At 65.0% G+C, this 22971-nt stretch carries 23 protein-coding genes; 21 read left to right on the forward strand and 2 right to left on the reverse strand.

Going from position 1 to position 22971, the window contains the following annotated elements; translation table 11 throughout:
* Positions 1–133: 133 nt before the first annotated feature.
* From AB1446_03820 to AB1446_03835, 4 genes are all read left to right on the forward strand, one after another.
* Positions 134–532: a DsrE/DsrF/DrsH-like family protein gene (locus AB1446_03820; protein MEW6546028.1), complete on the forward strand. Its 399-nt coding sequence runs from the start codon at positions 134–136 to the stop codon at positions 530–532.
* Between the two features lie 17 nt (positions 533–549).
* Complete coding sequence (locus tag AB1446_03825) at positions 550–795, forward strand: sulfurtransferase TusA family protein (GenBank protein ID MEW6546029.1); 246 nt, start codon at positions 550–552, stop codon at positions 793–795.
* Between the two features lie 79 nt (positions 796–874).
* Entirely contained in the window at positions 875–2086 is a 1212-nt protein-coding gene (locus AB1446_03830) for an FAD/NAD(P)-binding oxidoreductase (GenBank protein MEW6546030.1), read from the forward strand.
* A complete protein-coding gene (locus AB1446_03835) occupies positions 2076–2405 on the forward strand; it encodes a metalloregulator ArsR/SmtB family transcription factor (protein MEW6546031.1) in 330 nt (109 codons plus the stop codon). Before AB1446_03830 ends, AB1446_03835 begins: the two co-directional genes overlap by 11 nt.
* Positions 2406–2540: 135 nt before the next feature.
* Here the strand turns inward: AB1446_03835 and AB1446_03840 are convergent, their stop codons facing one another.
* The gene (locus tag AB1446_03840) at positions 2541–3131 is read right to left on the reverse strand and encodes a CAP domain-containing protein (GenBank protein MEW6546032.1); all 591 of its coding nucleotides are present in this window, start codon (positions 3129–3131) and stop codon (positions 2541–2543) included.
* 171 nt (positions 3132–3302) lie between these two features.
* Entirely contained in the window at positions 3303–3683 is a 381-nt protein-coding gene (locus tag AB1446_03845; GenBank protein ID MEW6546033.1) for a hypothetical protein, read from the reverse strand.
* A gap of 155 nt (positions 3684–3838) precedes the next feature.
* Between AB1446_03845 and AB1446_03850 the strand changes: the two genes are divergently transcribed.
* The 17 genes from AB1446_03850 to AB1446_03930 all read left to right on the forward strand — a co-directional run bounded on the left by AB1446_03850 (position 3839) and on the right by AB1446_03930 (position 22905).
* Positions 3839–3970 (forward strand): hypothetical protein, encoded by a 132-nt coding sequence (locus AB1446_03850; GenBank protein MEW6546034.1) that lies wholly within the window; start codon positions 3839–3841, stop codon positions 3968–3970.
* Between the two features lie 299 nt (positions 3971–4269).
* On the forward strand, positions 4270–5352 hold the full coding sequence (locus tag AB1446_03855) for a DUF917 family protein (GenBank protein MEW6546035.1): 1083 nt from the start codon (positions 4270–4272) through the stop codon (positions 5350–5352).
* Between the two features lie 18 nt (positions 5353–5370).
* Entirely contained in the window at positions 5371–6315 is a 945-nt protein-coding gene (locus AB1446_03860; GenBank protein MEW6546036.1) for a DUF1177 domain-containing protein, read from the forward strand.
* 23 nt (positions 6316–6338) lie between these two features.
* Entirely contained in the window at positions 6339–7004 is a 666-nt protein-coding gene (locus tag AB1446_03865) for an AroM family protein (protein ID MEW6546037.1), read from the forward strand.
* Between the two features lie 146 nt (positions 7005–7150).
* The gene (locus AB1446_03870) at positions 7151–7948 is read left to right on the forward strand and encodes a putative hydro-lyase (protein ID MEW6546038.1); all 798 of its coding nucleotides are present in this window, start codon (positions 7151–7153) and stop codon (positions 7946–7948) included.
* Positions 7949–7971: 23 nt separating this feature from the next.
* Positions 7972–8730: a 5-oxoprolinase subunit PxpA gene (locus AB1446_03875; GenBank protein MEW6546039.1), complete on the forward strand. Its 759-nt coding sequence runs from the start codon at positions 7972–7974 to the stop codon at positions 8728–8730.
* Positions 8731–8812: 82 nt separating this feature from the next.
* Positions 8813–9997: a tyrosine-type recombinase/integrase gene (locus tag AB1446_03880; GenBank protein MEW6546040.1), complete on the forward strand. Its 1185-nt coding sequence runs from the start codon at positions 8813–8815 to the stop codon at positions 9995–9997.
* 2 nt (positions 9998–9999) lie between these two features.
* On the forward strand, positions 10000–10551 hold the full coding sequence (locus AB1446_03885; protein ID MEW6546041.1) for a hypothetical protein: 552 nt from the start codon (positions 10000–10002) through the stop codon (positions 10549–10551).
* A 138-nt stretch (positions 10552–10689) separates the two neighbouring features.
* Positions 10690–13041 (forward strand): [Fe-Fe] hydrogenase large subunit C-terminal domain-containing protein, encoded by a 2352-nt coding sequence (locus AB1446_03890; protein ID MEW6546042.1) that lies wholly within the window; start codon positions 10690–10692, stop codon positions 13039–13041.
* A 5-nt stretch (positions 13042–13046) separates the two neighbouring features.
* Positions 13047–14456, forward strand: a complete 1410-nt coding sequence (locus AB1446_03895; protein ID MEW6546043.1) for a sigma-54 dependent transcriptional regulator — start codon at positions 13047–13049, stop codon at positions 14454–14456.
* 312 nt (positions 14457–14768) lie between these two features.
* The gene (locus AB1446_03900) at positions 14769–15035 is read left to right on the forward strand and encodes a hypothetical protein (GenBank protein MEW6546044.1); all 267 of its coding nucleotides are present in this window, start codon (positions 14769–14771) and stop codon (positions 15033–15035) included.
* A 15-nt stretch (positions 15036–15050) separates the two neighbouring features.
* Complete coding sequence (gene nuoF / locus AB1446_03905) at positions 15051–16892, forward strand: NADH-quinone oxidoreductase subunit NuoF (protein MEW6546045.1); 1842 nt, start codon at positions 15051–15053, stop codon at positions 16890–16892.
* Positions 16870–18657, forward strand: a complete 1788-nt coding sequence (locus AB1446_03910; GenBank protein ID MEW6546046.1) for an NADH-dependent [FeFe] hydrogenase, group A6 — start codon at positions 16870–16872, stop codon at positions 18655–18657. The genes nuoF and AB1446_03910 overlap by 23 nt, the downstream gene beginning before the upstream one ends.
* Positions 18658–18729: 72 nt before the next feature.
* On the forward strand, positions 18730–19221 hold the full coding sequence (gene nuoE, locus AB1446_03915; GenBank protein ID MEW6546047.1) for an NADH-quinone oxidoreductase subunit NuoE: 492 nt from the start codon (positions 18730–18732) through the stop codon (positions 19219–19221).
* Positions 19222–19467: 246 nt separating this feature from the next.
* Entirely contained in the window at positions 19468–20025 is a 558-nt protein-coding gene (locus tag AB1446_03920; protein MEW6546048.1) for a cupin domain-containing protein, read from the forward strand.
* Positions 20026–20052: 27 nt separating this feature from the next.
* Positions 20053–21756: a D-aminoacylase gene (locus AB1446_03925; GenBank protein ID MEW6546049.1), complete on the forward strand. Its 1704-nt coding sequence runs from the start codon at positions 20053–20055 to the stop codon at positions 21754–21756.
* 54 nt (positions 21757–21810) lie between these two features.
* Positions 21811–22905: an NAD/NADP octopine/nopaline dehydrogenase family protein gene (locus AB1446_03930; protein MEW6546050.1), complete on the forward strand. Its 1095-nt coding sequence runs from the start codon at positions 21811–21813 to the stop codon at positions 22903–22905.
* Positions 22906–22971: the final 66 nt, after the last annotated feature.

Raw genomic sequence — 22971 nt, forward strand, 5'->3', positions numbered from 1 at the left:
AGGAGGGGCACAAGGAGGGGCACAAGGTATTGACTCCCCGGTCAGGGCGTGTTACGATAGTCCGGGAGTCGCGTATTTGCGCAAGTCACCAACTAAGCAGGGGGGAGGAACTGTGGCGGAGGACCGGTTTTCCATGGTGGTGTTTTCGGGAACGGTGGATAAGCTCTACCCGGTGGCCATCGTGGCCTCGGGAGCGGTGGCCATGGGCATGGAGGTGGACGTCTTCGTCACTTTCTGGGGCCTGCAGGCCTTCCGCAAGGGGAACCCCGCCCAACTGGCGCGGGTGAGCAAGGACTTTGAGGACCAGGCGGGGGTTATGATGCAGATTATGCAGGAGAAGAAGGTGCCCTCCTGGTACGACACGCTGCGTCGGGCGAAGGAGCTGGGAAACGTGCGGGTACACGCCTGCGCCATGACAATGGACCTGTTTGGCCTTACCAAGGACGACCTGGACCCCATCGTGGACGACGTGGTGGGCGTAGGGGAATTCGTGGACCGGGCCAGGGAAGGCAAGGTCACTCTTTTTATCTAGAAAGCGAGGATGTCCGGATGAGCGATCACACGGTCAGGGCGGACCGGGTCATCGATGCGCGCGGTGCTTATTGCCCCGGCCCCCTGATGGAACTGATCAGGGCGGTCCGCGAAGCCAGCGTAGGAGATGTGCTGGAGGTGCTCTCCTCCGATACGGGCTCCAAGCGCGACATCCCGGCCTGGGCGCAGAAGGCCGGGCACGAAGTCGTGGGAGTGTTCCCCGAGCAAGGATACGATCGCATAGTGGTGCGCAAGGCCAGATAGGGCCGTTGTCACAGACCCCCTTCGGCAGGGGGGCTGCCTCCGGTGGCCCCCCAGTGGGGGCTCCAAGGGGGGAAGAGAGTTGCAGAGCACGGATCGCGTGGTCGTTGTGGGTGGGGGCACCGGGGGAACTCTGGTAGCGAACCTGCTGGCCCGGCAGGGAGCCAGAGTTACCCTGATCGACGCCACTGGCTGGCACGCCTATCAGCCCTCATACCTGTATTTGCCCTTCTTGGACAGGGTGCCGCGCAGCAACGGACCTCTTTTCAGCCGCCCGTTGCGCCACCTGCTGGACGGGCGTGTAGAAGTGGTTGTGGGGCAGGTGAGCGGTGTCGACCACCGCGCCGGCCGGGTGCTGGTAGAGAAGGGGGCCAGCGTGCCGTACGATTGGCTGGTCCTGGCTACCGGGACTACGTACTATCCCGATGAGATCCCCGGTTACCGGCATGCCGCCCATCACTTCTACTCGGCGGACGCTGCCCTGCTCCTGCGCGAGGCCCTGGCTTCTTTCCGGGGCGGTGATGTGGTGGTGGGCGTCACCACCGTCCCCTACAAGTGCCCGCCCGCACCGCTGGAGTTTACCCTCCTGCTGGAAGCCTACCTCCGCCGCCGGGGGATCAGGGAAAAGACCCGTATCCGATTCCTGAGCCCCCTCCAGCGCGCGTTCGCCATCGAGCCGGTATCGGAGATGGTTACGCCGATCATGGAGAAGCGGGGTATCCAGATCGACACCTTCTTCAATACCGAAAGTGTTGACCCCGAGGCCAGGGTGGTGCGGTCCCTCGAGGGTGACGAGATCCCCTACGACCTGCTGGTCCTGATTCCGCCCCACGGGGGAGTGCGCGCGGTGCGCGACTCCGGGCTGGGCGATCGGAGCGGCTGGATACCCACGGACCGTCATCTCATGAAAGTGCTGGGTCACGAGCGGATGTACGCTCTGGGGGACGCTACCGACCTGCCCGTATCCAAGAGCGGCGTGGCCGCCCACTTCCAGGCAGAGGCCGTGGCGGGTAACATCCTGGACGAGATGGCCGGGCGTGCTTGCTCTCATGCCTACACGGGGCGGGTGCTTTGTTTCGCCGAGACGGGCCTGGGGCGGGCCACCATCATATCGTTCGACTACCAGCACCCACCGCGTCCTCCCCTACCCCATCCCGTACTCCACTGGGCCAAACTCGCCTTCAATGTGCTATACTGGTACACGGTACCTCAGGGCCGCGTGCCCCTGCGGGGCGTGGTCCGACTGGGGGCGAGGACGCGCTCGGTGGAGGAGGAAGCGCATATTGGCGACTGACGACCGTCTCTTTGAGTTGCAGAGCCAGATCTGCCGCACCCTGGCCCATCCCAAGCGGCTGCAGATCATCGAATTGCTAAAGACCGGTGAGAAGACCGTTTCCGACCTGGCGGAGGCCCTGGGCACCCAGATCCCCAATGTATCTCAGCACCTGCAGATGCTCCGACAGACGAGGCTGGTGGTGGCCCGCCGGGAGGGAGCCAACGTGTACTACTCACTCTCCAATCCCAAGATCGTGCTGGCCTGCAACACGCTGCGCGAGGTGCTGGCCGAACAACTGGAGATCGACCGGGCTGCTGCCGCGCTGGGTGGCCGGTGATCAATCACGCGGGCAGGTTGGTGCGCCCGGAGTCAAGCAGCTACTGTTTTTGATGCGAGGTAAGAGTGGTGTTGGGGTAAAGTAAGGGCCGCATCCTCACGGGATGCGGCCCGCCTGTCTACTCGTGCTAGTGAGCTACCTGCCGATGAAGAGCTGGGTTTCGGCTATGCCGTAGAGACCGTTGGAGACGATGCCAATCCCCACGTGGGTGTGATGGGGGTTGAGGATGTTGGAGCGGTGACCCTGCGAGGACATGAACATGGCGTGGGCGTAGCGGGCGTTGCGGGCCTTGGCGATGTTCTCTGCTCCCATCACGGGGGCGCGGATGCCGGCGGCCACCTCCATCTGGTAGGCCGTCCCGTAGGTGGGGGAGACGTGGGAGAAGTAGTTGTTGACCACCATGTCCTGGCTCTTTTTCCGGGCCAGGTCGGTGAGGACGGGATCCACGGTCAGGGGGGGCAACCCCGCCTGGGCTCGCGCCCCGTTGACGAGCTGGAGGGCGATGGCTTCTTCAGAGGTGAGGGGCACGAGGTCGGTGGTAGGTTGCGCCGGGGGCGGGTTTGGCGACGGCTGGGGTGCGGGCGTGGGTGCGGGCTCGGGCATAGGTGCCGGAGCCGGGCCAGGTATCACCGGGGATGGGCGCCAGTACCAGGAAGCCTGGGCGGTGAAGGACAGGGCGAACGTCACTGCCACGAGGCAGGCTGCCAGTAACCACGTTTTCCGCAACTGCAAGACCTCCTTTTATGTTGCCTGCCTTTCAGTGTAAAGGTGCGACCGGCAGCGGACAACCTGCCCGGTGTCTCCTGCCGGCCGCTCACAGCGTGTTATCTCGCCTGAGATGGCGGAGACGCCCGCTCCGCCCACCTCTGATCTCTTTAACTCAGAATTCCAGAACGTCTACCACTTCCAGCGTCGCTGCCGCTGCTTTTGCTCCAGCGTTGCCTGGTTCAACTGCCTTTCCAGGGTCCGGACCCGCTCCTCCAGGGCACGACTCCCCGCACGCAGTTTCTCCACTTCCTCCCCCAGAGCGCGCTTGTCCCGGTTGGCGGCCTCGAGTTCCTGCTCGAGGCGGGAGCGGTGGTTGCGGCACTCTTCGAGGGCAGCCCGGAGTGATGTCAGCCGCCGCTCCCGTTCAGTGATGGCCTCTTTGAACGCCCGCAGTTGTTCCTCCAGTTTCTGCTGCTCTTCTTCCAGTTGCAGGGCCATATCGAAGGCGCTGCGGATACACACTTCGAGTTGCTCCAGGTAGGGACGCAGGGGTTCCAGCTGGTCGGCCATTCTCCGTCCTCCCGGTCCATCGTATGCCGGCGTCTGCACCGTATGGACCTTCAAATCATAATCTGAAGCAGGAAGCATAGCTGGCAGCTATTCACTCGCTCGCCACAGAAGATGGCGACATAAGGTGCCAGCTCAGAAAGAAAGGAGGGTAGAGTATGAGTCAAGAGAAGCTGAAGCCCAGCTTTGCCCCGAAGCAGGTGGTGCCGGGACCGTGCCCGCCGGAGGGCTGTCCACCGCCCACGGAGATCGTGTGTATCCGGGCCTATCTGTTCTGGAGAGGCGGATAGCGCCGGGCACGAGGGTTCGCGAGTGCGGCCAGAAAGTGGGAATTCCAGAAGCCAGAAGTGGAATCCGGGGGGTCCGGGGGAGTCCAGCATCATTCGTTAGCAACGCGTTAGCAGGGCGGTCGCCCTGGAGTCTCCTCTGTTGTGCTGCTTGGCGCCAGGAAGGTGAGCTCAGGATGTCTAACAGTAAGATGCAGGATAAGGCGCCACGGGGGTGCGGCCATTGGTGGGGATTGTGCGGACGGTCTCATCAGGATCCGCAGCGATAAGCGGCCCGGGTGCGAGTCCGGGGGGGTGATGCGATGGCGAGCCTGGTTCTTGATCGCGATGTTGCAGAGGCTGCCATCCTGGGGGGTGCGGTGCTGGGTGGAGGTGGGGGCGGCTCGATGGCCGAAGGCCGCCGCCTGGCGCTCCTGGCGGTGGAGATGGGCGAGCCCGAGTTGGTGGATATCGACGAGCTGCCACCGGACGCCGTTCTGGTGACGGCGTCGGCGGTGGGGGCGCCCGCCGCCCGAACGGCCCGGGCCTTACCCGTGCATTACGTCAAAGCGGTGGAACTGTTGGGCAGGAGCACCCGCATCGACGGCCTCATCACGAACGAGTGCGGGGGTCTGGCCACGGTGAACGGCTGGCTGCAGGCGGCGGTCTTGGGTATTCCGGTGGTGGATGCCCCCTGCAACGGACGCGCTCACCCCACCGGGGTAATGGGTTCCATGGGATTGCACCGGTTGCCCGGGTACGTTTCCCGTCAGGCGGCGGTGGGGGGCGACCCGCGTGCGGGGACTTACGTGGAATTACTGGTACAGGGAAACCTGGAGCCGGCTGCCGCCCTGGTGCGGCAGGCTTCCGTTCAGGCCGGAGGCATGGTGGCGGTGGCGCGCAACCCCATCAGCGCAGCTTACGCCCGGGAGCACGCGGCGGTGGGCGCCGTACGGCAGGCCGTCTCGGTCGGGCGGGCAATGCTCAGCCGGCAGGGTAGGGGCGCCATGGCCATGGTGGAGGCTGCCTGCGAGGTTCTGGGGGGCGAGGTGCTGGCCAGGGCTCGGGTCGTGGACGTCCGGCTGGAGACCACGGGCGGCTTTGACGTGGGGAGCGTGGTATTGCGACCGGTGGCGGGTTCGCCGCTTGAGCTCTATTTTTGGAACGAGTACGCCGTGTGCGAGCGGGACGGGCAGAGACTGGCCACTTTTCCCGATCTGCTGGCCACTTTAGACCTGGATTCCGGATTGCCGTTGGCGACGGCTGAGATTGCCGTCGGGAAAGAGGTTGCTCTGGTATGGGTACCGCGTCAGCGCCTGATCCTGGGGGCCGGTATGCGCGATCCTGAACTGATGGTTCCCCTGGAAGCGGCAATCGGTAGGGAGATTGTGAAATACGTGTTCTGAGCCCGGGAGGTGAGGGTGTTGGCATGGCGTCACGTGATGGACGCGTTTGAGTTGCTTGACAGTGCGTATGTGGACGGTGCCCGGGTGGCGGAGTTCCTCCGTGCCCATGGGGTGGACGACGTGACCGTAACGCCCATCCAGGGTGACAAGGGCCGCACGGACTTCGTCAAGGCCGTCATCCCGGGTGCCCGGGGCAGGTTCGCGGGGGGTGATGCTCCCACCCTGGGCATCATTGGCCGGCTGGGAGGGCTGGGGGCCCGTCCGGAGCGCATAGGATTCGTGTCGGACGGGGACGGTGCCCTGGCGGCCATCTCCTGTGCACTGAAGCTGGGCGCGATGCGATGCAACGGAGATGTGTTGCCCGGGGACGTAATCGTGGCTACCCACATCTGCCCCCATGCGCCGACAGAGCCGCATGAGCCCGTGCCCTTCATGGGCTCCCCGGTGGACATGGCGGTCATGAACCGCTACGAAGTCGATCCCGCCATGGATGCCATCCTCTCGGTCGACACCACCAAGGGCAACCGCATTATAAACGTGCGTGGGTTTGCAATTTCTCCCACCGTCAAGGAGGGGTACATCCTCCGGGTGAGCGAGGATCTGCTGGATATCATGCAGATCGTCACGGGGCGGATGCCCGCCGTGTTGGCAATCACGACCCAGGATATCACCCCGTACGGCAACGGGGTATTCCACATGAACAGCATCATGCAGCCCGCCACCGCCACCACTGCGCCGGTCGTGGGCGTAGCCATTACCACCGAGGTGCCCGTGCCGGGCTGTGCCACCGGGGCCAGCCACCTGCAGGACGTTGAGAGCGCGGTGAGATTCTGCCTCGAAGTGGCCAAGGCCTTCGGAGCGGGGAAGTGCCGATTTCACGATGAGCACGAGTTCCGCCGCCTGGTGGAACTGTACGGCACCATGTCTCACCTTCAGACCCCGGGGAGGGTGGGCGCATCCTGAGTGGAGAAGCGGGGGAAGCGGCAGTGAAGGTAGGGGCGATCACCATCGGTCAATCTCCGCGCGCGGATGTCTTGCCCGAGATGATGCCCATTATCGGGGCCGGGGTCGAGGTCATCGAGGCCGGGGCGCTGGACGGTCTCGGCGGGGATGAAATCGCGGGTATGTCGCCCCGTCCCGGCGAGTACGTCCTGGTGACGAAATTGCGGGATGGCAGTTCGGTGCAGGTGGCCAGGGAGCGCATCGTCGCCCGCATGCAAGAACAGATCACCCGGGTCGTGGAGCGGGGGGCCGAGGTGGTGGCCATCCTTTGTACGGGGGAATTCCCCGAGTTGACCTGCCCTCGCCTGCTGGTCGAGCCCCAACTCGTGCTGCATCATTTCGTGGCAGCACTGGCCAGAGGTCGAAGGCTGGGGGTAGTGGTCCCGGCTCAAGAACAGGTGGAACAGGCCAGAGTGCGATGGGAAGGAGTTGGGGCTCAACTCCAGGTGGAGCCGGCGTCGCCCTACGGGGAAGTGACCGAGCTGAGGCGCGCGTCGGAAGTGCTGGGCGACTGGGGTGCCGAGCTGGTGGTGCTGGACTGCATAGGTTTCACCATGGCGATGAAAAGAGAGGTGCACGCCGTCCTGGGGGTCCCCGTAATACTGCCGCGCACAGTGCTGGCCCGCACGCTGGCCGAACTCGTGTCCTGACGGCGGCATGGGGTCCTCCTGGCGCCGGGCCGGGCAGGTTTTCCCGGCCCATGCGGTGAAACATCAGGTGTGGACGGGATAGGCCGCCTGTAGCCGCAATGACCGTCTACCAGGGCAGCGACCGAATACCGGAACAGTGACCGATTATGGCGTTCGCTGAATTTTCTGGGGCTACTCCGCGGCAGGTCCGGCAGTGGATCCGCGAGGGGCGGTGGACGGGACCCACCGCCGGGCTGGCTCACGGCTATGCGCAGGCCAACCTGGTGATCTTGCCGCGGGAGATCGCTTACGACTTCCTGGTTTTTGCCCACAGGAATCCCAAACCGTGCCCGCTCCTCGATATCACCGACCCGGGCTCCCCGGAACCCGTCCGGGCTGCGCCCGGGGCCGACCTGCGCACCGACCTTCCCCGCTATCGGCTTTTCAGGGACGGGGAGCTGGTCGAGGAAGTAACCGATGTCACTTCCGTGTGGCGGGGCGATCTGGTGGGCTTCCTCCTGGGCTGCAGTTTCAGCTTCGAATGGGCTCTGCTGCGGGCGGGTGTTCCCGTGCGTCACCTGGAGCAGGGATGCAACGTGCCCATGTACGTTACGAATATCCCGTGCCGCTCCGCTGGCGTGTTTTCGGGACCCATGGTGGTGAGCATGCGACCCATCCCTGGCGGCCTGGTGGGGCGGGCCGTGCAGGTTACCGCCCGCTACCCGCGTGCCCACGGGACGCCCGTGCATGTGGGTGATCCTGCCGCAATAGGCATCAGGGATCTGGACCGCCCGGATTTCGGTGACCCCGTTACGGTAAGGCCCGGTGAGGTGCCTGTGTTCTGGGCATGCGGGGTGACGCCTCAGGTGGCCCTCATGCGGGCGCGGCTGCCGCTGGCCATAACTCATGCTCCGGGACACATGTTTATCACCGACATCCCGGACGAGGAACTGGAGACGCTGTGACGACGGCGGGGGGATCAACATTGTTGAAAGTGGACCTGAACGCGGACGTGGGGGAGAGTTTCGGGTCCTACCGGCTGGGTGAAGACGAAGAGGTCATAAAGCACGTAACCTCCGTTAACATAGCGTGCGGGATGCACGCTGGTGACCCCCTGGTCATGCGTCGCACCGTGTCCCTGGCTAAGGAAGCGGGGGCGGCGGTGGGCGCCCACCCGGGATATCCGGACCTGCAGGGGTTCGGACGGAGGTACCTGGCTCTCACCCCCGAGGAAGTGGAGGCCTTTGCCATCTATCAGGTAGGTGCCCTGTGGGCGTTCTGTCGCTCCGCGGGGGTACCGCTCCGTCACGTGAAGGCACATGGGGTACTGTATAACGTGGCCGCCCGGGATGGGGCCATAGCGGATGCCATTGCCCGGGCCGTGGCTCAGGTTGACTCGGGCCTGGTGCTCGTAGGCCTGGCGGGCTCGGAGTTGTTGAGGGCCGGGGAACGGCTGGGGTTGCGGGTCGCTGGCGAGGCCTTCGCCGACCGCGGGTATAACCCCGACGGCACCCTGGTCCCGCGGGGTTGCCCGGGGGCCATAATCCACGATCCGGAAGCGGTGGCCGAGCGCGTGCTCCGGATGGTCAGGGAGGGGCGTGTTGCCGCCAGCGACGGGTCGGATATCGAGGTGAGGCCAGACACTGTCTGCTTCCACGGAGATACGCCCGGCGCGGCCAGGCTCGTGCGGTACGTGCGAGAGTACCTGGAGCGGGCCGGGGTTTGCGTGGTGCCCATGAGTGACTAGGGGATATCGGGGGGCAGTCGGCCAGTAAGAGTGAAAGGGGGGATTCTCGCTGCGTCCGGCCCTGTTGAGGGGGCGTTGAGGGGTGAGGGGGCACATCCGCAAGAGGTCCAGGGATAGCTGGACCGTGGTGGTCGAACTGCCCCGCGACCCGGAGACGGGGAAGCGCAGGCAGCGGTGGGTGGCCGTGAAGGGGCCCAAGCGTGAGGCGGAGCGCGTGCTGGCCCAACTGATTTCGGAGGTGGAGCGGGGGGCGTACGCGGCTGCGCCCGCCCGGCTTAGCGTGGGCGAGTACCTTGACCGCTGGCTGAAGGCGGTTGAGCCCAGGCTCAGACCACAGACCCGTGAGGTGTGGGGACGCTGTATAAGGCACTGGCAGGATGTCCTGGGCAGCGGGCCCCTCGTGAGGCTGACGGCCATGGACGTGCAGCAGGGCCTGAACGCGCTGCCCGGGCGTCTGGCGCCATCCACGCGGGCCCACCTGTTCGCCGTGCTCCGGGCTGCGTTGAAGCAGGCGGTGAAGTGGGGTTTCATCCCGCGGTCCCCCACGGACGGGGTAAAGGGCCCGCCCCGGAGGGGCCGCCAGATCACCGTCTGGACCGAGGAGCAGGTATGTCTGTTTCTGCAGGCGGCGCGCGCGTCGCGGTACTATCCGCTGTTTCACACGGCGCTGGCAACGGGGATGCGGTTGGGAGAATTGCTGGGTCTCACCTGGCAGGACGTGGACCTGGACCGGGGGGCCATTCACGTGCGTCGCTCCCTGGTCTTGCCGTGCCGGGGAGAACCCCACTGGCAGGAGCCCAAGACCTCCCATTCCAGGCGGAAAGTTCCCCTTGATCCGATCACCCTGGACATCCTCCGGGAACTGAGGAAGCGGCAGTCGGCAGAGAGGCTGAAGGCAGGAGGTTACTGGCAGGATTACGATCTGGTGTTCACAACGAAAAGGGGCAGACCGGTGGGCCGCGAGGAAGTCGGCAGGACGCTCAAGCGCCTTGCCCTGCGAACCGGGGTTCCGTTCATCCGCTTCCACGACCTTCGGCACACCCATGCCACTCTGCTCCTCGCGCGTGGCGTGCACGCCAAAGTGGTATCGGAGCGGTTGGGCCACTCCAGCGTGGCTCTGACCCTGGATGTGTACAGCCACGTCCTGCCCGACACGCAGCGGGAGGCCGCCCGGGCAATTGAGCAGGTCTTGACCGTCCCCGTTAGCAAGCCGTTAGCAGGGACGGACCAGAAGCGGCAAGAGAGCCCGGCCTGCAAGGGCTTGTGACCGTGCGCTCCGACATCGTGTGTATCCAGGTGGAAAAGGTCTACGACTTCTGCTTCCAGAACGAGGATCGGGAGGCCTGCTTCACGCTGCCCACTGAGTGCTTACCGCCCGCCCCTCCGGGGTCCACGGCGACGTGCACCATCACCAGCGTGATCTGCACCCCCGGCACGCCCGTACCGGTTCCCACCCAGCCCGGGTTTGTAAGCGTGGGCATCGTGTTCGTGGTTACGGTCGACATCACGGTCCTGAACCCGGATGGTACCACCAGGTGCACGTTCACCCAGAACTTTACCTTCGTGAAGACCGTGGTGTTGTACGCTCCCGCCGGGACGACCATCCAGTGCGAGGTGCCCGATTTCTCCTGCGGGCCCTGCGCCGTGGCCGACACCCAGGTGTGCTGCACCTTCCACCTGTGCATCCTGGTGCAGTCCAAGGCCCTGGTGAAGCTGCTGGTTCCGGCGTACGGGTTCTGCGTTCCTGCCGAGTGCGTGGTTGCAACAAGAGGAGAAACTGCGAGCTCGCTGGTGATTGATCGGCGGGCGCGCGCCTCGTGAACACGGTAACAACGCCTGCACTATCACGGGGAGATGCGCGTCGCCAGTGAACCCGGGGTGGGTGCAACCTCACCGCGCGCGGGTGCCCCTCCCTTGCCATCTTCGTGAACGAGAGTACAATGTGATAGGGGAGATCAGATGGGAGTTGTGAGCACCATACCGGGTCGGTGCCGGCAGTGTTATTCCTGCGTGCGGCACTGTCCGGTGAAAGCGATCATGGTACGCCAGGAGCAGGCCGCCGTCCTGGAGGAACGGTGCATCTCCTGCGGACACTGTGTCACCGTGTGCAGCCAGAAGGCGAAGCGGGTGGCCTCGGACCTGGCGGCGGCTAAGGAGTGGGTGGCCAGCGGTCGGCCCGCGTGTGCCATGCTGGCTCCCTCTTTCGTGGCCGAGTTTCACCCCTTGCGGCCCGGGCAGGTAGCTGCCGCGTTGCGCCGGCTGGGGTTCCGGTGGGTGTACGAGGTGGCATACGGTGCCGAACTCGTCACCCGCGAGTACCTGAGCGTTCTCCGGCGAGGGGCGGGTTCGACCCGGAAACCCCGTCCCCTGGTGAGTACCCCCTGCCCGGCCGTGGTCCACCTGGTGGAACGATACTTCCCTTCCCTGGTTTCCTTTCTCGCCCCCGTGGTTTCCCCCATGGTGGCTACCGGGAGGGCGGCGCGCATCCTTTTGCGGGACAGTGCTCCCGATCTGGCCACAGTGTTCATAGGTCCTTGTGTGGCCAAGATCGAGGAGGCGCGCCATCCCGCAGTGGCGGGGGCGGTGGATGGTGTCCTCACCTTTCCCGAACTGAGGGCCTGGTGGCAGGAGGCAGGGGTAGATCCATCGTCCTGTCCGGAAGAAGGCTTTGACAACCCCCCCACTGCGCTGGGGAAGCTGTACCCGGTCCCGGGGGGCCTGCTGCGTACCGCGGCCCTGCGCGCTGATGTGCTGGACAACGAGATTCACACCGTGGAAGGCCGGGAAAAATCCCTGGAGTTCCTGCGCGCGCTGGAAAAGGGAGAGGTACAGGCTGCCTTCGTAGACATCCTGTTTTGCGAAGGATGTGTGAACGGCCCCCTGGCGGGCAGCCTCTTGCCCGGATACGGTCGCCGTAACCGGGTGGTGGACGAAGTGCGTTCTCTACCCCGGCGCGCCTTGCGCCTGGCAGAGCCTCCTCCCGCGATCGATTTGCGGCGCGACTTCACGGCCCGGGCCGTCCGCCTGCCCGAGCCGGGGGAGGCAGAGATCGGTGCCATCCTGCGGGAACTGGGCAAGACCAGGCCGGAGGACGAGTTGAACTGCGGGGCCTGCGGGTACCCCACCTGCCGGGATAAGGCGGTGGCGGTGTTCCAGGGTCTGGCGGAAAACAAGATGTGCCTGCCCTACCTGATCACGGAATTGCAGGCGAAGAATGCCGAGCTGGCATACCTGCGCGACTACAACCGCAGCATAGTGGAGAGCATCGCCGAGGGGGTCATCGTTGCCGACCGGGAGGGGATCATCACCGTTTTCAACGATCCTCGTCAGCACGTGTCAGATCGGCCCCGTCAGGAACTGATCGGTAAGGGGTTCTTCGCCGGCCTTCCCCACCTGGACCGGGAAGAGGTGAGAAAGGCAATCTCTGCCGTGCTAGAATCGGGCAAGGTGGGGGCCGTCCCGGAACTCCGGTACCAGTTGCGGGACCGCACGGTGGTGGCGAGCTTGCGGGCCTACCCGCTGCGGGGGGAGCGGGGGGAGTTGCTGGGTGTGGTGGTGATTTGCCAGGACATAACCGAGGAAAAGCGGCTGTTCAGCCGGCTGGCGGAATCCGACCGGCTGGCTTCCCTGGGCCGCCTGGCGGCCGGGGTCGCCCACGAGATCAACAACCCCCTCACCCTGGTATCCGGCTACGCAGAGCTGCTACGGGAAAGTGTGGCAGACCCGACCCTCAGGGAGCAGGCAGCGGTCATCGTGGAGGAAGTCGAGCGCATCGCGGGCATCGTCCGCAATCTGCTTACCTTTGCTCGCCAGCAGCCAGCCACCGTAAGCCCCTGCGACGTGAACGCCATCCTGTGCCGGCTCTATTCCCTTACCGCCTCTCAGTTCCAAAAGGGACGGGTGGAATTGGTGCTGGATTGTGAACCGGGGCTTCCCCAGGTGGCAGCGAATCCATCCGAACTGGAGCAGGTCTTCCTCAATCTCATGATCAACGCCCTGGAGGCCATGCCCGGCGGGGGCAGGCTCACCGTGGAGAGCCGTTCGATCTGCTCCAACGGAGAGCCCTGGGTTGAGATACGGTTCGCCGATACCGGCTGCGGGATCAAGGAGGAGCACATCGACCGCATTTTCGAGCCCTTCTTCACCACCAAAGAGGTGGGTAAGGGAACCGGTTTGGGACTATCCGTGTCCTACGGTATAGTGCGCAAGTACGGGGGCACCATCGAGGTCTCCAGCGAGGAAGGGAAGGGGAGCGTGTTCGTGGTGCGGTTACCGGTGCGCCGGGGCGCCGAGGTGAATAACGTGAGGTGATGGCGGTGTCCTCCCGTATCCTGGTGGTGGACGATGAACCGCGCGTGTGCCAGTTCCTGCGGACCATCCTGGAGGCGGAGGGGTGGCAGGTGACCATCGCCCCGGGCGGGGCGGAGGCGCTCGAGGAACTGAGGCGGAGCAGCTTCGACCTTGTGATCACCGACCTGGTCATGCCCGGGGTGGACGGGATGCAGGTGCTGGAGGCGGCCCGCGCCGAGGATCCCGATGCCTTCGTCATAGTGATAACCGGGTACTCGACGGTGGAATCTGCCGTTGAGGCCATGAAGAAAGGCGCCTTCGATTACATCCCCAAGCCGTTCAAGGTAGAGCACATCAAACTACAGTGTCGCAAGGCCCTGGAACAGCGGCGGGTGGTCCTGGAAAACCGGGTGTTGCGCCACCAGCTGAGCGTCACCGGAGTCCGCTTCGGGCGGATGATCGGTGACAGCCCGGCCATGCAGGAGGTCTACCGTCTCATCTCCAAGGTAGCCCCCACCGACAGCACGGTGCTCATCCGGGGAGAGACGGGCACCGGCAAGGAACTGGTGGCGCGGGCCATCCACTATCACAGTCCCAGGCGGGAGCACCCTCTGGTGACGGTGAACTGCGCCGCCCTCCCCGAAGCGTTGCTGGAAAGCGAATTGTTCGGTTATGCCCGTGGTGCTTTCACCGGTGCCACCGCTCCCAAGAGAGGCCTGCTCGAGGAAGCCGACGGGGGAACATTCTTCCTGGACGAGATAGGGGACATCAGCCTGGCCCTGCAGGTCAAGCTGCTGAGGGTGCTGGAGGAAGGGGAGTTCTTGCGTTTGGGTGAGACCAGACCCCGCCGGGTGGACGTGCGGGTTATCGCCGCTACCAACCGCGACCTGGAGGCGGCCCTGGCAAGCGGTGCCTTCCGACCGGACCTGTACTTCCGGCTGAACGTTTTCACCATCAACCTGCCCCGCCTGCGCGACCGCGAGGGGGATGTGCCCCTGCTGGCCAGCCACTTCCTGCACAGAAGTGCCCAGCGTATGGGCAAGGCCCTGCGCGGGTTCACGCCTCGCGCCATGGAGTGCCTGTGTCGCTACCCCTGGCCGGGCAATGTGCGGGAACTGGAAAACGTGGTGGAGCGGGCGGCCATCCTGGCAGAGGGGCCTTTCGTCGACGTGGGGGATCTCCCCCGCGAGATGCAGCATTCCGGTGACTACCCGCCTGCGCAGTTTGCGGGAGCGGGGGGGAAGACATTCAAGGAGGCTGTTCGGGAATTCGAACGCTCCCTGGTGGTGGAAGCCCTCGCGCGGGCGGGAGGGGTACCCGCTCGTGCCGCCCGCCTGCTGGGGGTCAGCCGCTCCACCTTTCACGAGATCACCCGCAGGCTGGGGCTGCAGGAAGAGGTGCGGGCCGGTTCCCGCACGGGACCGTCTCCCGCCTGAGCCCCCGTTCGGGCGATTCCCCCGGGGGAGCGACTCCCCGTGAGGCTGCCCATGGGAGCGTGCGTTCATTTTTATTGACGAGTTCGGGTTCCCGAACGGGTCGCCAGCCGCGGGGGCGGGAGCAGGGGGACGCGTGAGGACACTCCCCGCCGGCGGAAAGCCGCTTTTGCGCGGGTTCGGGAGCGCACGCGTGCTCCGCCGACGGCGGCTACCATCTGGCACGCCTCTTGCAATTGTGGATGGGCGGAGGGCCGCGATGGCGGGCCCGGTCCCCGGGCCGAGACCCCGGGGTAAAGCAAGGAGGTGGGCCAGATGGCCGAACCGGCTGTCACTCGGGAACAGTTGCTCGAGGAGAGGAAGTTCTGGGAAGAGAAGGTGCGCAGGCTACGGGTACTGCCGCCGGTTGAGAAGAAGGTGGGTTGGGGGTTCGACATCGATCCCGACCTGGAGTACGCCCGCGTAGAGGAAATTTACAGCACCCTGGGCCCCAACTGGGAATGGTTCGCCCGCACCGAGAGGGTGGATTACAGCGGTCTGCGCCGCCAGCGGGAAATCGAACACCGCCTGAACCAGAACTAGCGAGGAGGCCCGGACGTGTCCAGACGAGTGCTTGTGTGCGGGGGCGCAGGTTGCGTCTCGTCCGGCTGCGCCGCGGTCAAGGAGGCCTTATCGGCAGAGGTAGCCAGGGCCTTCTCCGGCGGGGTGGAGGTGGTGGTGACGGGGTGCATAGGGGTCTGCGCCCTCGGACCCCTTGTCCTGGTAGAACCGGAAGATGTACTTTACTGCCACGTCAAGCCGGAGGACGCCTCCGAAATCGTGGCTTCCCACCTGGTGGGGGGACGGGTGGTGGAGCGCCTGCTCTGGCGTGACGCCCAGGGTCGACCCCGGGCCGCCCTGGCGGACATCCCCTTCTTCAGCCGCCAGGTGAAGCTGGTCCTGCGCAAGTGCGGGCGGATAGACCCGGAAAACGTGGATGAGTACCTGGAGCGGGGCGGGTACCGGGCGCTGCGAGAGGTGCTCAGCGGTTGGACCCCTGCCCGGGTGATCGAAGCCGTGAAAGCCTCCGGGCTGCGGGGCCGGGGAGGCGCCGGATTTCCCACGGGCAGGAAGTGGGAGCTCGCCCGCCGCGAGGCCTTGTACCCCAAGTACGTGGTGTGTAATGCCGACGAGGGCGACCCCGGGGCATTCATGGATCGCAGCGTTCTGGAAGGGGATCCCCACAGCGTGCTGGAAGGGCTGGCCATCGCCGGATATGCCATCGGGGCGAACAAAGGCTTCATTTACGTGCGCGCCGAGTACCCCCTGGCCCTGAGCAGGCTTGAGATCGCCCTCCGGCAGGCTTATGATCGCGGTCTGCTGGGGAAGAAGCTGTTCGGGACCGACTTCGACTTTGATGTCGAGGTTCGCGTGGGGGCCGGTGCCTTCGTGTGCGGAGAGGAGACAGCCCTGCTGGCTTCTCTGGAGGGGCGGCGGGGCATGCCCCGCTTTCGACCACCTTTCCCGGCTCAGAGGGGGTTCCTGGGCCGGCCCACGGTGATCAACAACGTGGAGACCCTGGCCAACGTGCCCCTCATCATCCTGGAGGGTCCGGAGAAGTTCGCTTCCCTGGGTACGGAGGGAAGCAAGGGAACCAAGGTCTTCGCGCTGGCGGGGAAGATCAACCTCACCGGACTGGTAGAGGTGCCGATGGGGACTACCCTGAGGGAGATCATTTACGACATAGGCGGCGGCATCCCCGGAGGGAAGAGGTTCAAGGCGGCCCAGACGGGGGGCCCGTCCGGCGGCTGCATCCCGGCCGAGTGCCTGGACGTACCCGTCGACTACGATTCCCTGGCCGGACTGGGCTCCATCATGGGGTCGGGCGGGCTCATCGTCCTGGATGAGGACACGTGCATGGTGGATGTTGCCCGTTTCTTCCTGCAGTTCACCCGCGACGAATCCTGCGGCAAGTGCACGCCCTGTCGGGAAGGCATCCCCCAGATGCTGGCCATCCTGGACCGCATAGTAGCCGGTCGCGGCCAGGAAGGGGACCTGGAAGAACTCGAGAGACTGGGCAGGTTCATCAAGCTGACTGCCCTTTGCGGGTTGGGCCAGACCGCACCCAATCCGGTTCTCTCTACCCTCAGGTACTTCCGGTCCGAATACGAGGCCCACATTTACCGGCAGGAGTGCCCTGCTGCCGTGTGCCGATCCCTCACCAGCTTCGTGATCGATCGCGCCGAGTGCATGGGCTGCGGGGCGTGCACCCGCGTGTGCCCCTCCGGGGCTATCACGGGCAACGTGAAGGAACCCCACGAAATCGACCAGGAAAAGTGCATACGCTGTGGCCAGTGCCGGAGCGTCTGTGCGTTTTCTGCCGTCCGTCAGGTGCCCGGACGACTGGTACCGCTGCCGGTTGGGGAGGGAAATGGACATGGAGTCCGTCACGGTTATTGACCGCGCTGTGCCCGGCCGCGTACTGGAAGAGGTCCGTCCGGAGGTTAGCCTGGTCACGCTTACCATCGACGGGAGGCTGGTGCAGGCCCCTGTGGGGACGACGGTCCTGGACGCGGCCCGGCAGGCGGGTATCCGCATACCTGCCCTGTGCCATCACCCTGCCCTTCCTCCTGATGGAGCGTGCCGGGTTTGCCTGGTGGAGGTGGAGGGGCGCCAGAACCTGGTCCCTGCCTGCCAGTTCCCCGTGGCCGAGGGGCTGAAGGTGCGGACCAACTCTCCCCTGGTGCGGGAAGCCAGGCGGACGATGGTGGAGCTGTTGCTGGCGCGTCATCCGCACGATTGCCTGAGCTGCGTCCGGAGCGGCAACTGCGAATTGCAGGAACTGGCCCGGCAGGTGGGGGCTCGGGCCGGGCGCTTCGCCGGGCAACCGCCCTCGCTGGAAGTGGATGACTCCAGCCCGGCCCTGACCCGGGATCCCGGCAAGTGCATCCTGTGTGGCCGGTGCGTGCGCATGTGCTCGCTGCAGGGGGTGGGGGTCCTGGGATTTGCCTATCGGGGGCTGAGGACCATGGTTGGCCCCGCTTTCTCCCACAAACTGGCCGAAGTGTCCTGTGTGGCGTGCGGGCAGTGCGCCAGCGTCTGTCCCGTAGGCGGCATCACGGAGGGGGACGACACCGCCCGGGTATGGGAAGCCCTGGCGGACCCTGCTCGCCTGGTGGTGGTTCAGGTGGCCCCCGCGGTGCGTGCTTCGCTGGGGGAGGCACTTGGGCTACCACCGGGGATGCCGGTAACGGGGCGCCTGGTCACTGCCCTGCGCCGTCTTGGGTTCGGCCGGGTGTTCGACACCGAGTTCACCGCCGATCTCACCGTGGTCGAGGAGGCCAACGAGTTCCTGCACCGGCTGGCGGGAGGCGGTCCCCTGCCCATGTTCACGTCCTGCAGCCCGGCCTGGGTCAGGTTCTGTGAGCACTTCTTCCCGTCTTACCTGCCGCATGTCTCTAGCTGCAAGTCGCCCCAGCAGATGATGGGGGCCCTGATCAAGACTTACTTCGCCGAAGTGGAGCAGGTGGCTCCGGATTCCATCTTCTCGGTGGCGGTGATGCCATGCACCGCCAAGAAGATGGAGGCCGCCCGTCCCGAGATGGGTCGGGACGGCAGGCGGGACGTGGATGCCGTGCTCACCACCCGAGAGCTGGCTCGCATGATCCGGGAAGCCGGGCTCGACCTCGCCTCCCTCCCGGAGGATCGCTTCGACCCTCCGCTGGGTGCGGCCACCGGGGCGGCATCTATCTTCGGCGTGTCGGGCGGGGTGATGGAAGCTGCCCTGCGCACGGTGTACGAGTGGGTGACCGGGAGCGAACTGGGTACCCTGGAGTTCTCCGCCATCCGGGGCATGGAGGGCATGCGGGAAGCGACCATCCACCTGGACGGCCAGGCGGTGCGGGTGGCCGTCATACACGGGCTGGGGAACGCGGCCCGCTTCCTCCGCACCCTGGGAGGTGACGTCCGCCCCTACCACTTCGTGGAGGTAATGGCCTGCCCGGGTGGGTGTGTGGGCGGCGGTGGCCAGCCTTACGCGCACGAAGTGGACGTGAAACGGGCCCGCGCGACGATCCTGTACCGAGAGGACATCGGCAAGAGGCTGCGGGTCTCCCACCGCAACCCGGCCGTGCAGTGGCTGTACCGCCACTGGTTGGGCGAGGTCGGTGGCGAGAAAGCACACCGCCTCCTGCACACGTCGTACCGGTCCCGCGAGCCCTACTGAAAGGGACCGGGGACGGGGCTGCGCGATAGTACAAGCTACCTGACTAGCAGAGGGTACGGGAGATGATGCCGGATGTCCATGCAAGCTGTTGAGTGCATAGAAGATTCGGATCCCCGTTTCCGTCGCCTGGACGAGGTGATCGAGCGGTACGGGCGAGATCCCTCCGCCCTCATCCAGGTTCTCCACGAGGCCCAGAAGCTCTTCGGCTACCTGCCCGAATCGGTGCACGTGCGGATAGCCAGCAGGCTGGGAGTTCCCGTGAGCCACGTGTTCGGGGTCTCCACGTTTTACGCCCTGTTTGCTTTGCGCCCGGTGGGCCGGCACCGCATTCAGGTGTGCATGGGGACTGCCTGTTACGTCAAAGGGGGAGAACAGCTCCTTGCCGAACTGCAGGAGCGGCTGAAGGTAGGCATCGGGGAGACCACGGGCGACGGGCGTTTCCAGCTGGAGGCTGCCCGCTGCCTGGGGTGTTGCGGCCTTTCCCCCGTCATGACCGTGGACGGCGACGTTTACGCCCAGTGTAAACCTCGCCAGATCCCGGCCATACTGAAGAAATACGACTGACCTTTCTGCTCACGAACGTGCCTGTTCCGGCCGGGCCCACGCCCGGCCTTCTTCGCTTTCGGTCAGTATCTTCCCACTCCCCGCGCAACTGCCCCGTGTTTGTTGTTTCCCAGTGGTGAGCAGGATTTTTGGCGTAGGTGTAGAACCCTTCTTTCCGTTACCGCTGGCAAAGTACCCGGCTGGCGGGAGTGCACGGTGAGCTGCCAGGACCAAATTCATTAGGTTCGGGGAAGGGAGTAGGGCAACGTGCTGGGGGATGTCGTCAGGCAGTTGCGCAGGGCCAAAGGGCTCACCCTGCAGCAGGTTTCCGAGTTGACCGGGTTGAGCGCTGCCTTTATCTCGCAGGTTGAGAATAATCAGGCGAACCCCACGTTGTCTTCGTTGCGCAAAATCGCCAGTGCCGTAGGGACTTCGGTATTCGCGTTGTTGGCTCAGGGCGAGCTGGGGGAGGCGGCCTGTGTCCGCATACCACGCGACCACCGCAGGTCGTTCGTGGCCCCTGGATTCAACACCACCTTCGAGCTGGCCTCGGCGTCCCACCCCGGGGCGAAAATTCAGGCTGTGTGGGTGGAACTTGAACCGGGTATGGAGACGTGCGACGAGCCCATGTGTCATGGTCCGTGGGACGCCGAGGAGTGGGCACTGGTAATAGAGGGCGAGGTGGATCTTGAGGCTGGTACCGAAGGATGCCGGCTCCAGGCGGGCGATGCTGTCCACTTTCGTCCCGCAGTTCCCCACAAGTATCGCAACACGGGCAAGACGCGCGCGCGGTTCATATGTATCATGTGCCCGCCCACGTTCTAGCCGGTCGGGCGGCGGGAGGTGCGAGAGTTGCTGGATCTACTTATCAAGAACGCCAGGGTGGTTGATGGCTCTGGCAATCCGTGGTTTCGGGGTGAGGTGGGAGTGCGGGGAGGAAAGGTGGCGGTGGTTTCACGCCACTCGCTCGATGCCCCTGCGGCTCGCGCCATCGACGCCGCCGGTATGGTAGTTTGTCCCGGATTCATCGACCTGCACAGCCACTCCGATTACACCGTTTGGGTGCACAATCGGGCCGAGAGCGCATTGCGTATGGGCGTGACCACGGAGGCTGTGGGTCAGTGCGGGGGTACTGTACATACGTTCTCCGGCGAGGCGTTGCGCGACCGTATCCGGGATACCATGGCCTCTTTCTCACTGGTCCTCCCGGCCGAAGCCGAGGTGCGGTGGAACACTCTGGCCGAGTGGCGGTCGGCGCTCGAGTCCCGGGGCATAGGAATCAATCTCTGCCCCTTCATCGGCCACGGCACGGTGCGCGAATCCGTGCTGGGAACGGAGGGTAAGGGCGGGGAAAGAAGCGAGCCGGCTCCCGAGGAGATGGAGAGGATGAAAGCCCTGGTGCGGCAGGGAATGGAGGACGGGGCCTTCGGAATCTCAACCGGACTCCGCTATGCCCCGGGGCGGAATGCGTTTACGGAAGAAGTAGTCGAACTCGCCAGGGTGGTGGCGGAGTGCGGCGGAGTTTATACTTCGCACATCCGCAGCGAAGAAGAGTACCTGGTCTCCGCGGTTAGGGAGCTTGTCCGCATCAGCCGGGAGGCCCGCTTGCCGGCATGCGTGTCCCACCACAAGGCCATGCTACCCGAGAACTGGGGCAAGACGTTCGAAACTATTCGCGTCCTTGAGCGTGCTCGCGACGAGGGTGTGGACGTCATCTGCGACGTTTATCCGTGGACGCTGGCGCGTCAGGCCAACCTCGGAACCTGGTTCATGGGGCACATCCTGTCTCCCGACAGCGGCACTCCGGAGTCCGAGCAGTTGTTCCGGCGCCTGAAGGACGATGGCGAGTGGGGCAAGATCAGGGAAGCGGTCCGAGCGGGGCATGCAAAGGAGGTGCAGCTGAACGAGGAGCGTCGCCGGGTTCTTGCCAGGAAGGGAGTGATGGTGCCTGACATCTGGGACCCGGAGACGTTCGACTACATAGTGTGGTCCCCGGCGCATCCCGAACTGGAGGGGCTGAACTTCCGCGATGTGGGGCGGGTCCTGGGCTGCGACGATTACTGGGATGCCGTGCGAATGGTGTACCTCGAAGACGAGGGCTTTACCCAGGTAGCGGCGGGCGGCATGGCCGAGGAAGACATGCTGCATGTTCTGAGGTGGCCGTGGTCTTGCGTTTCGACGGACGGATTTGCGCTGGACAACTCTCCCGACCTTAGTCGCCCGCAATGCGGGGTGCACCCGCGGCAATATGGGACCTACCCGAAGGTGCTGGGCCGATACGTACGGGAAGCCAGATTTCTCCGGCTGGAGGAAGCCATCCGCAAGATGACGTCGTTGCCTGCACAGTTCCTGGGGTTGAGAGACCGGGGGCTGGTGCGGGAAGGGATGTGGGCTGACCTGGTGGTTTTCGATCCCGAGACGGTGGCCTGCGCTGCGACGCACCGTGAGCCCTCGAAGTATCCGATGGGAATCGCGTACGTCCTGGTGAACGGGCAACTTGTGATAGACCAGGGGCGGCACACGGGTATTCTGGCTGGGAAGGTTTTGTCCAGGTGAGGCCGGCGGCTATAGGGCTGCATTGTACGGGCATATGGCAGGAGGTGTAACATCGTGAGCAAACCTGTGGCGGTGCTGGGCGGAGGTAACGGGGGTCACTGCATGGCGGCTGACCTGGCCCTGGCGGGGTACCGGGTGAATTTTTACGAACTACCCGACTTCGCCGGTCGGGTTGAGAAGGTCCTGAGGACGGGGGAGATCAAGCTTACGGGGATCGGGAGGCAGGGGATTGCTCGGCTGCACACGGCTACGACCGACATGGCCGAGGCCCTGCGGGACGTGGAGCTTGTCAACGTGGTGGTCCCCGCATTTGGCCACGGGCGGTTTTTCCGGGAAATGTTGCCTCACCTGCGGGACGGGCAGTTGGTGGTGATGTGGGCGGCTGACTTCGGTTCTCTGGAGCTGCTGCACTTTCTCAGGCAGAATGCCCCCGACTTGCGGGTAGACATCGTGGAGACCAACACTTTACCCTACGGGACCCGGATGGTGGAACCGGGCTGGGTTCACCTTGCCCTGGTTGCTCCCCTTGTTACGGCGGCTGCCCTTCCGGCCATGAGAAACGCCTCGGTGATTCCGCAACTGCAAGGGTATTTCCCCATGGTGCAGCCGGCCCGGGACGTCCTCTCGTGTGCGTTCAGCAACCCCAACCCCATTGTCCATCCCCCCGGTTCTCTCCTCAACGTGGGTCGTATCCAATACAGTGGCGGCGACTTCTACATGTACCGGGAAGGGATAACCGAGGCGGTGGCCAGGGTCATCCGCCGGGTGTTCGACGAGGTGAAGAGGGTGGCGGACGCCTACGGGACGGAGGTGATCGAGTACGAGGACCGTGACTTCAACACCACGGGGAGCATCATGGCGGTGGCTTTCCAGGCGCCATTTAACACCCTCGGTGTAATCGCCCAGATCAAGGGACCCAGTTCCGTACACGACCGGTATATCACCGAGGACCTGCCCCAGGGTTTGGTTCCCATCTCCCAGCTTGCCCGCAAGGCGGGCGTGAGCACGCCGCTCATCGACGCCATCGTTTCGCTGGGCTCGGCTGTGTGCGATCGGGATTTCTGGTCGGAGGGAAGGACACTGGCGAAGCTGGGAATCGACGGCCTTTCCGCCGCTGAAATCCAGCGCCTGGTGCGGGAGGGACTCTGAGCAGGTGCGCGAGTGTGAGGATTTATGAAACATCGCCCTGGACAACCGCACGGGGAGGGAATGTAG

It is taken from the genome of Bacillota bacterium, assembly GCA_040757085.1.
In the GTDB taxonomy this organism is placed as follows: Bacteria; Bacillota; Sulfobacillia; order JACIYH01; family JACIYH01; genus JACIYH01.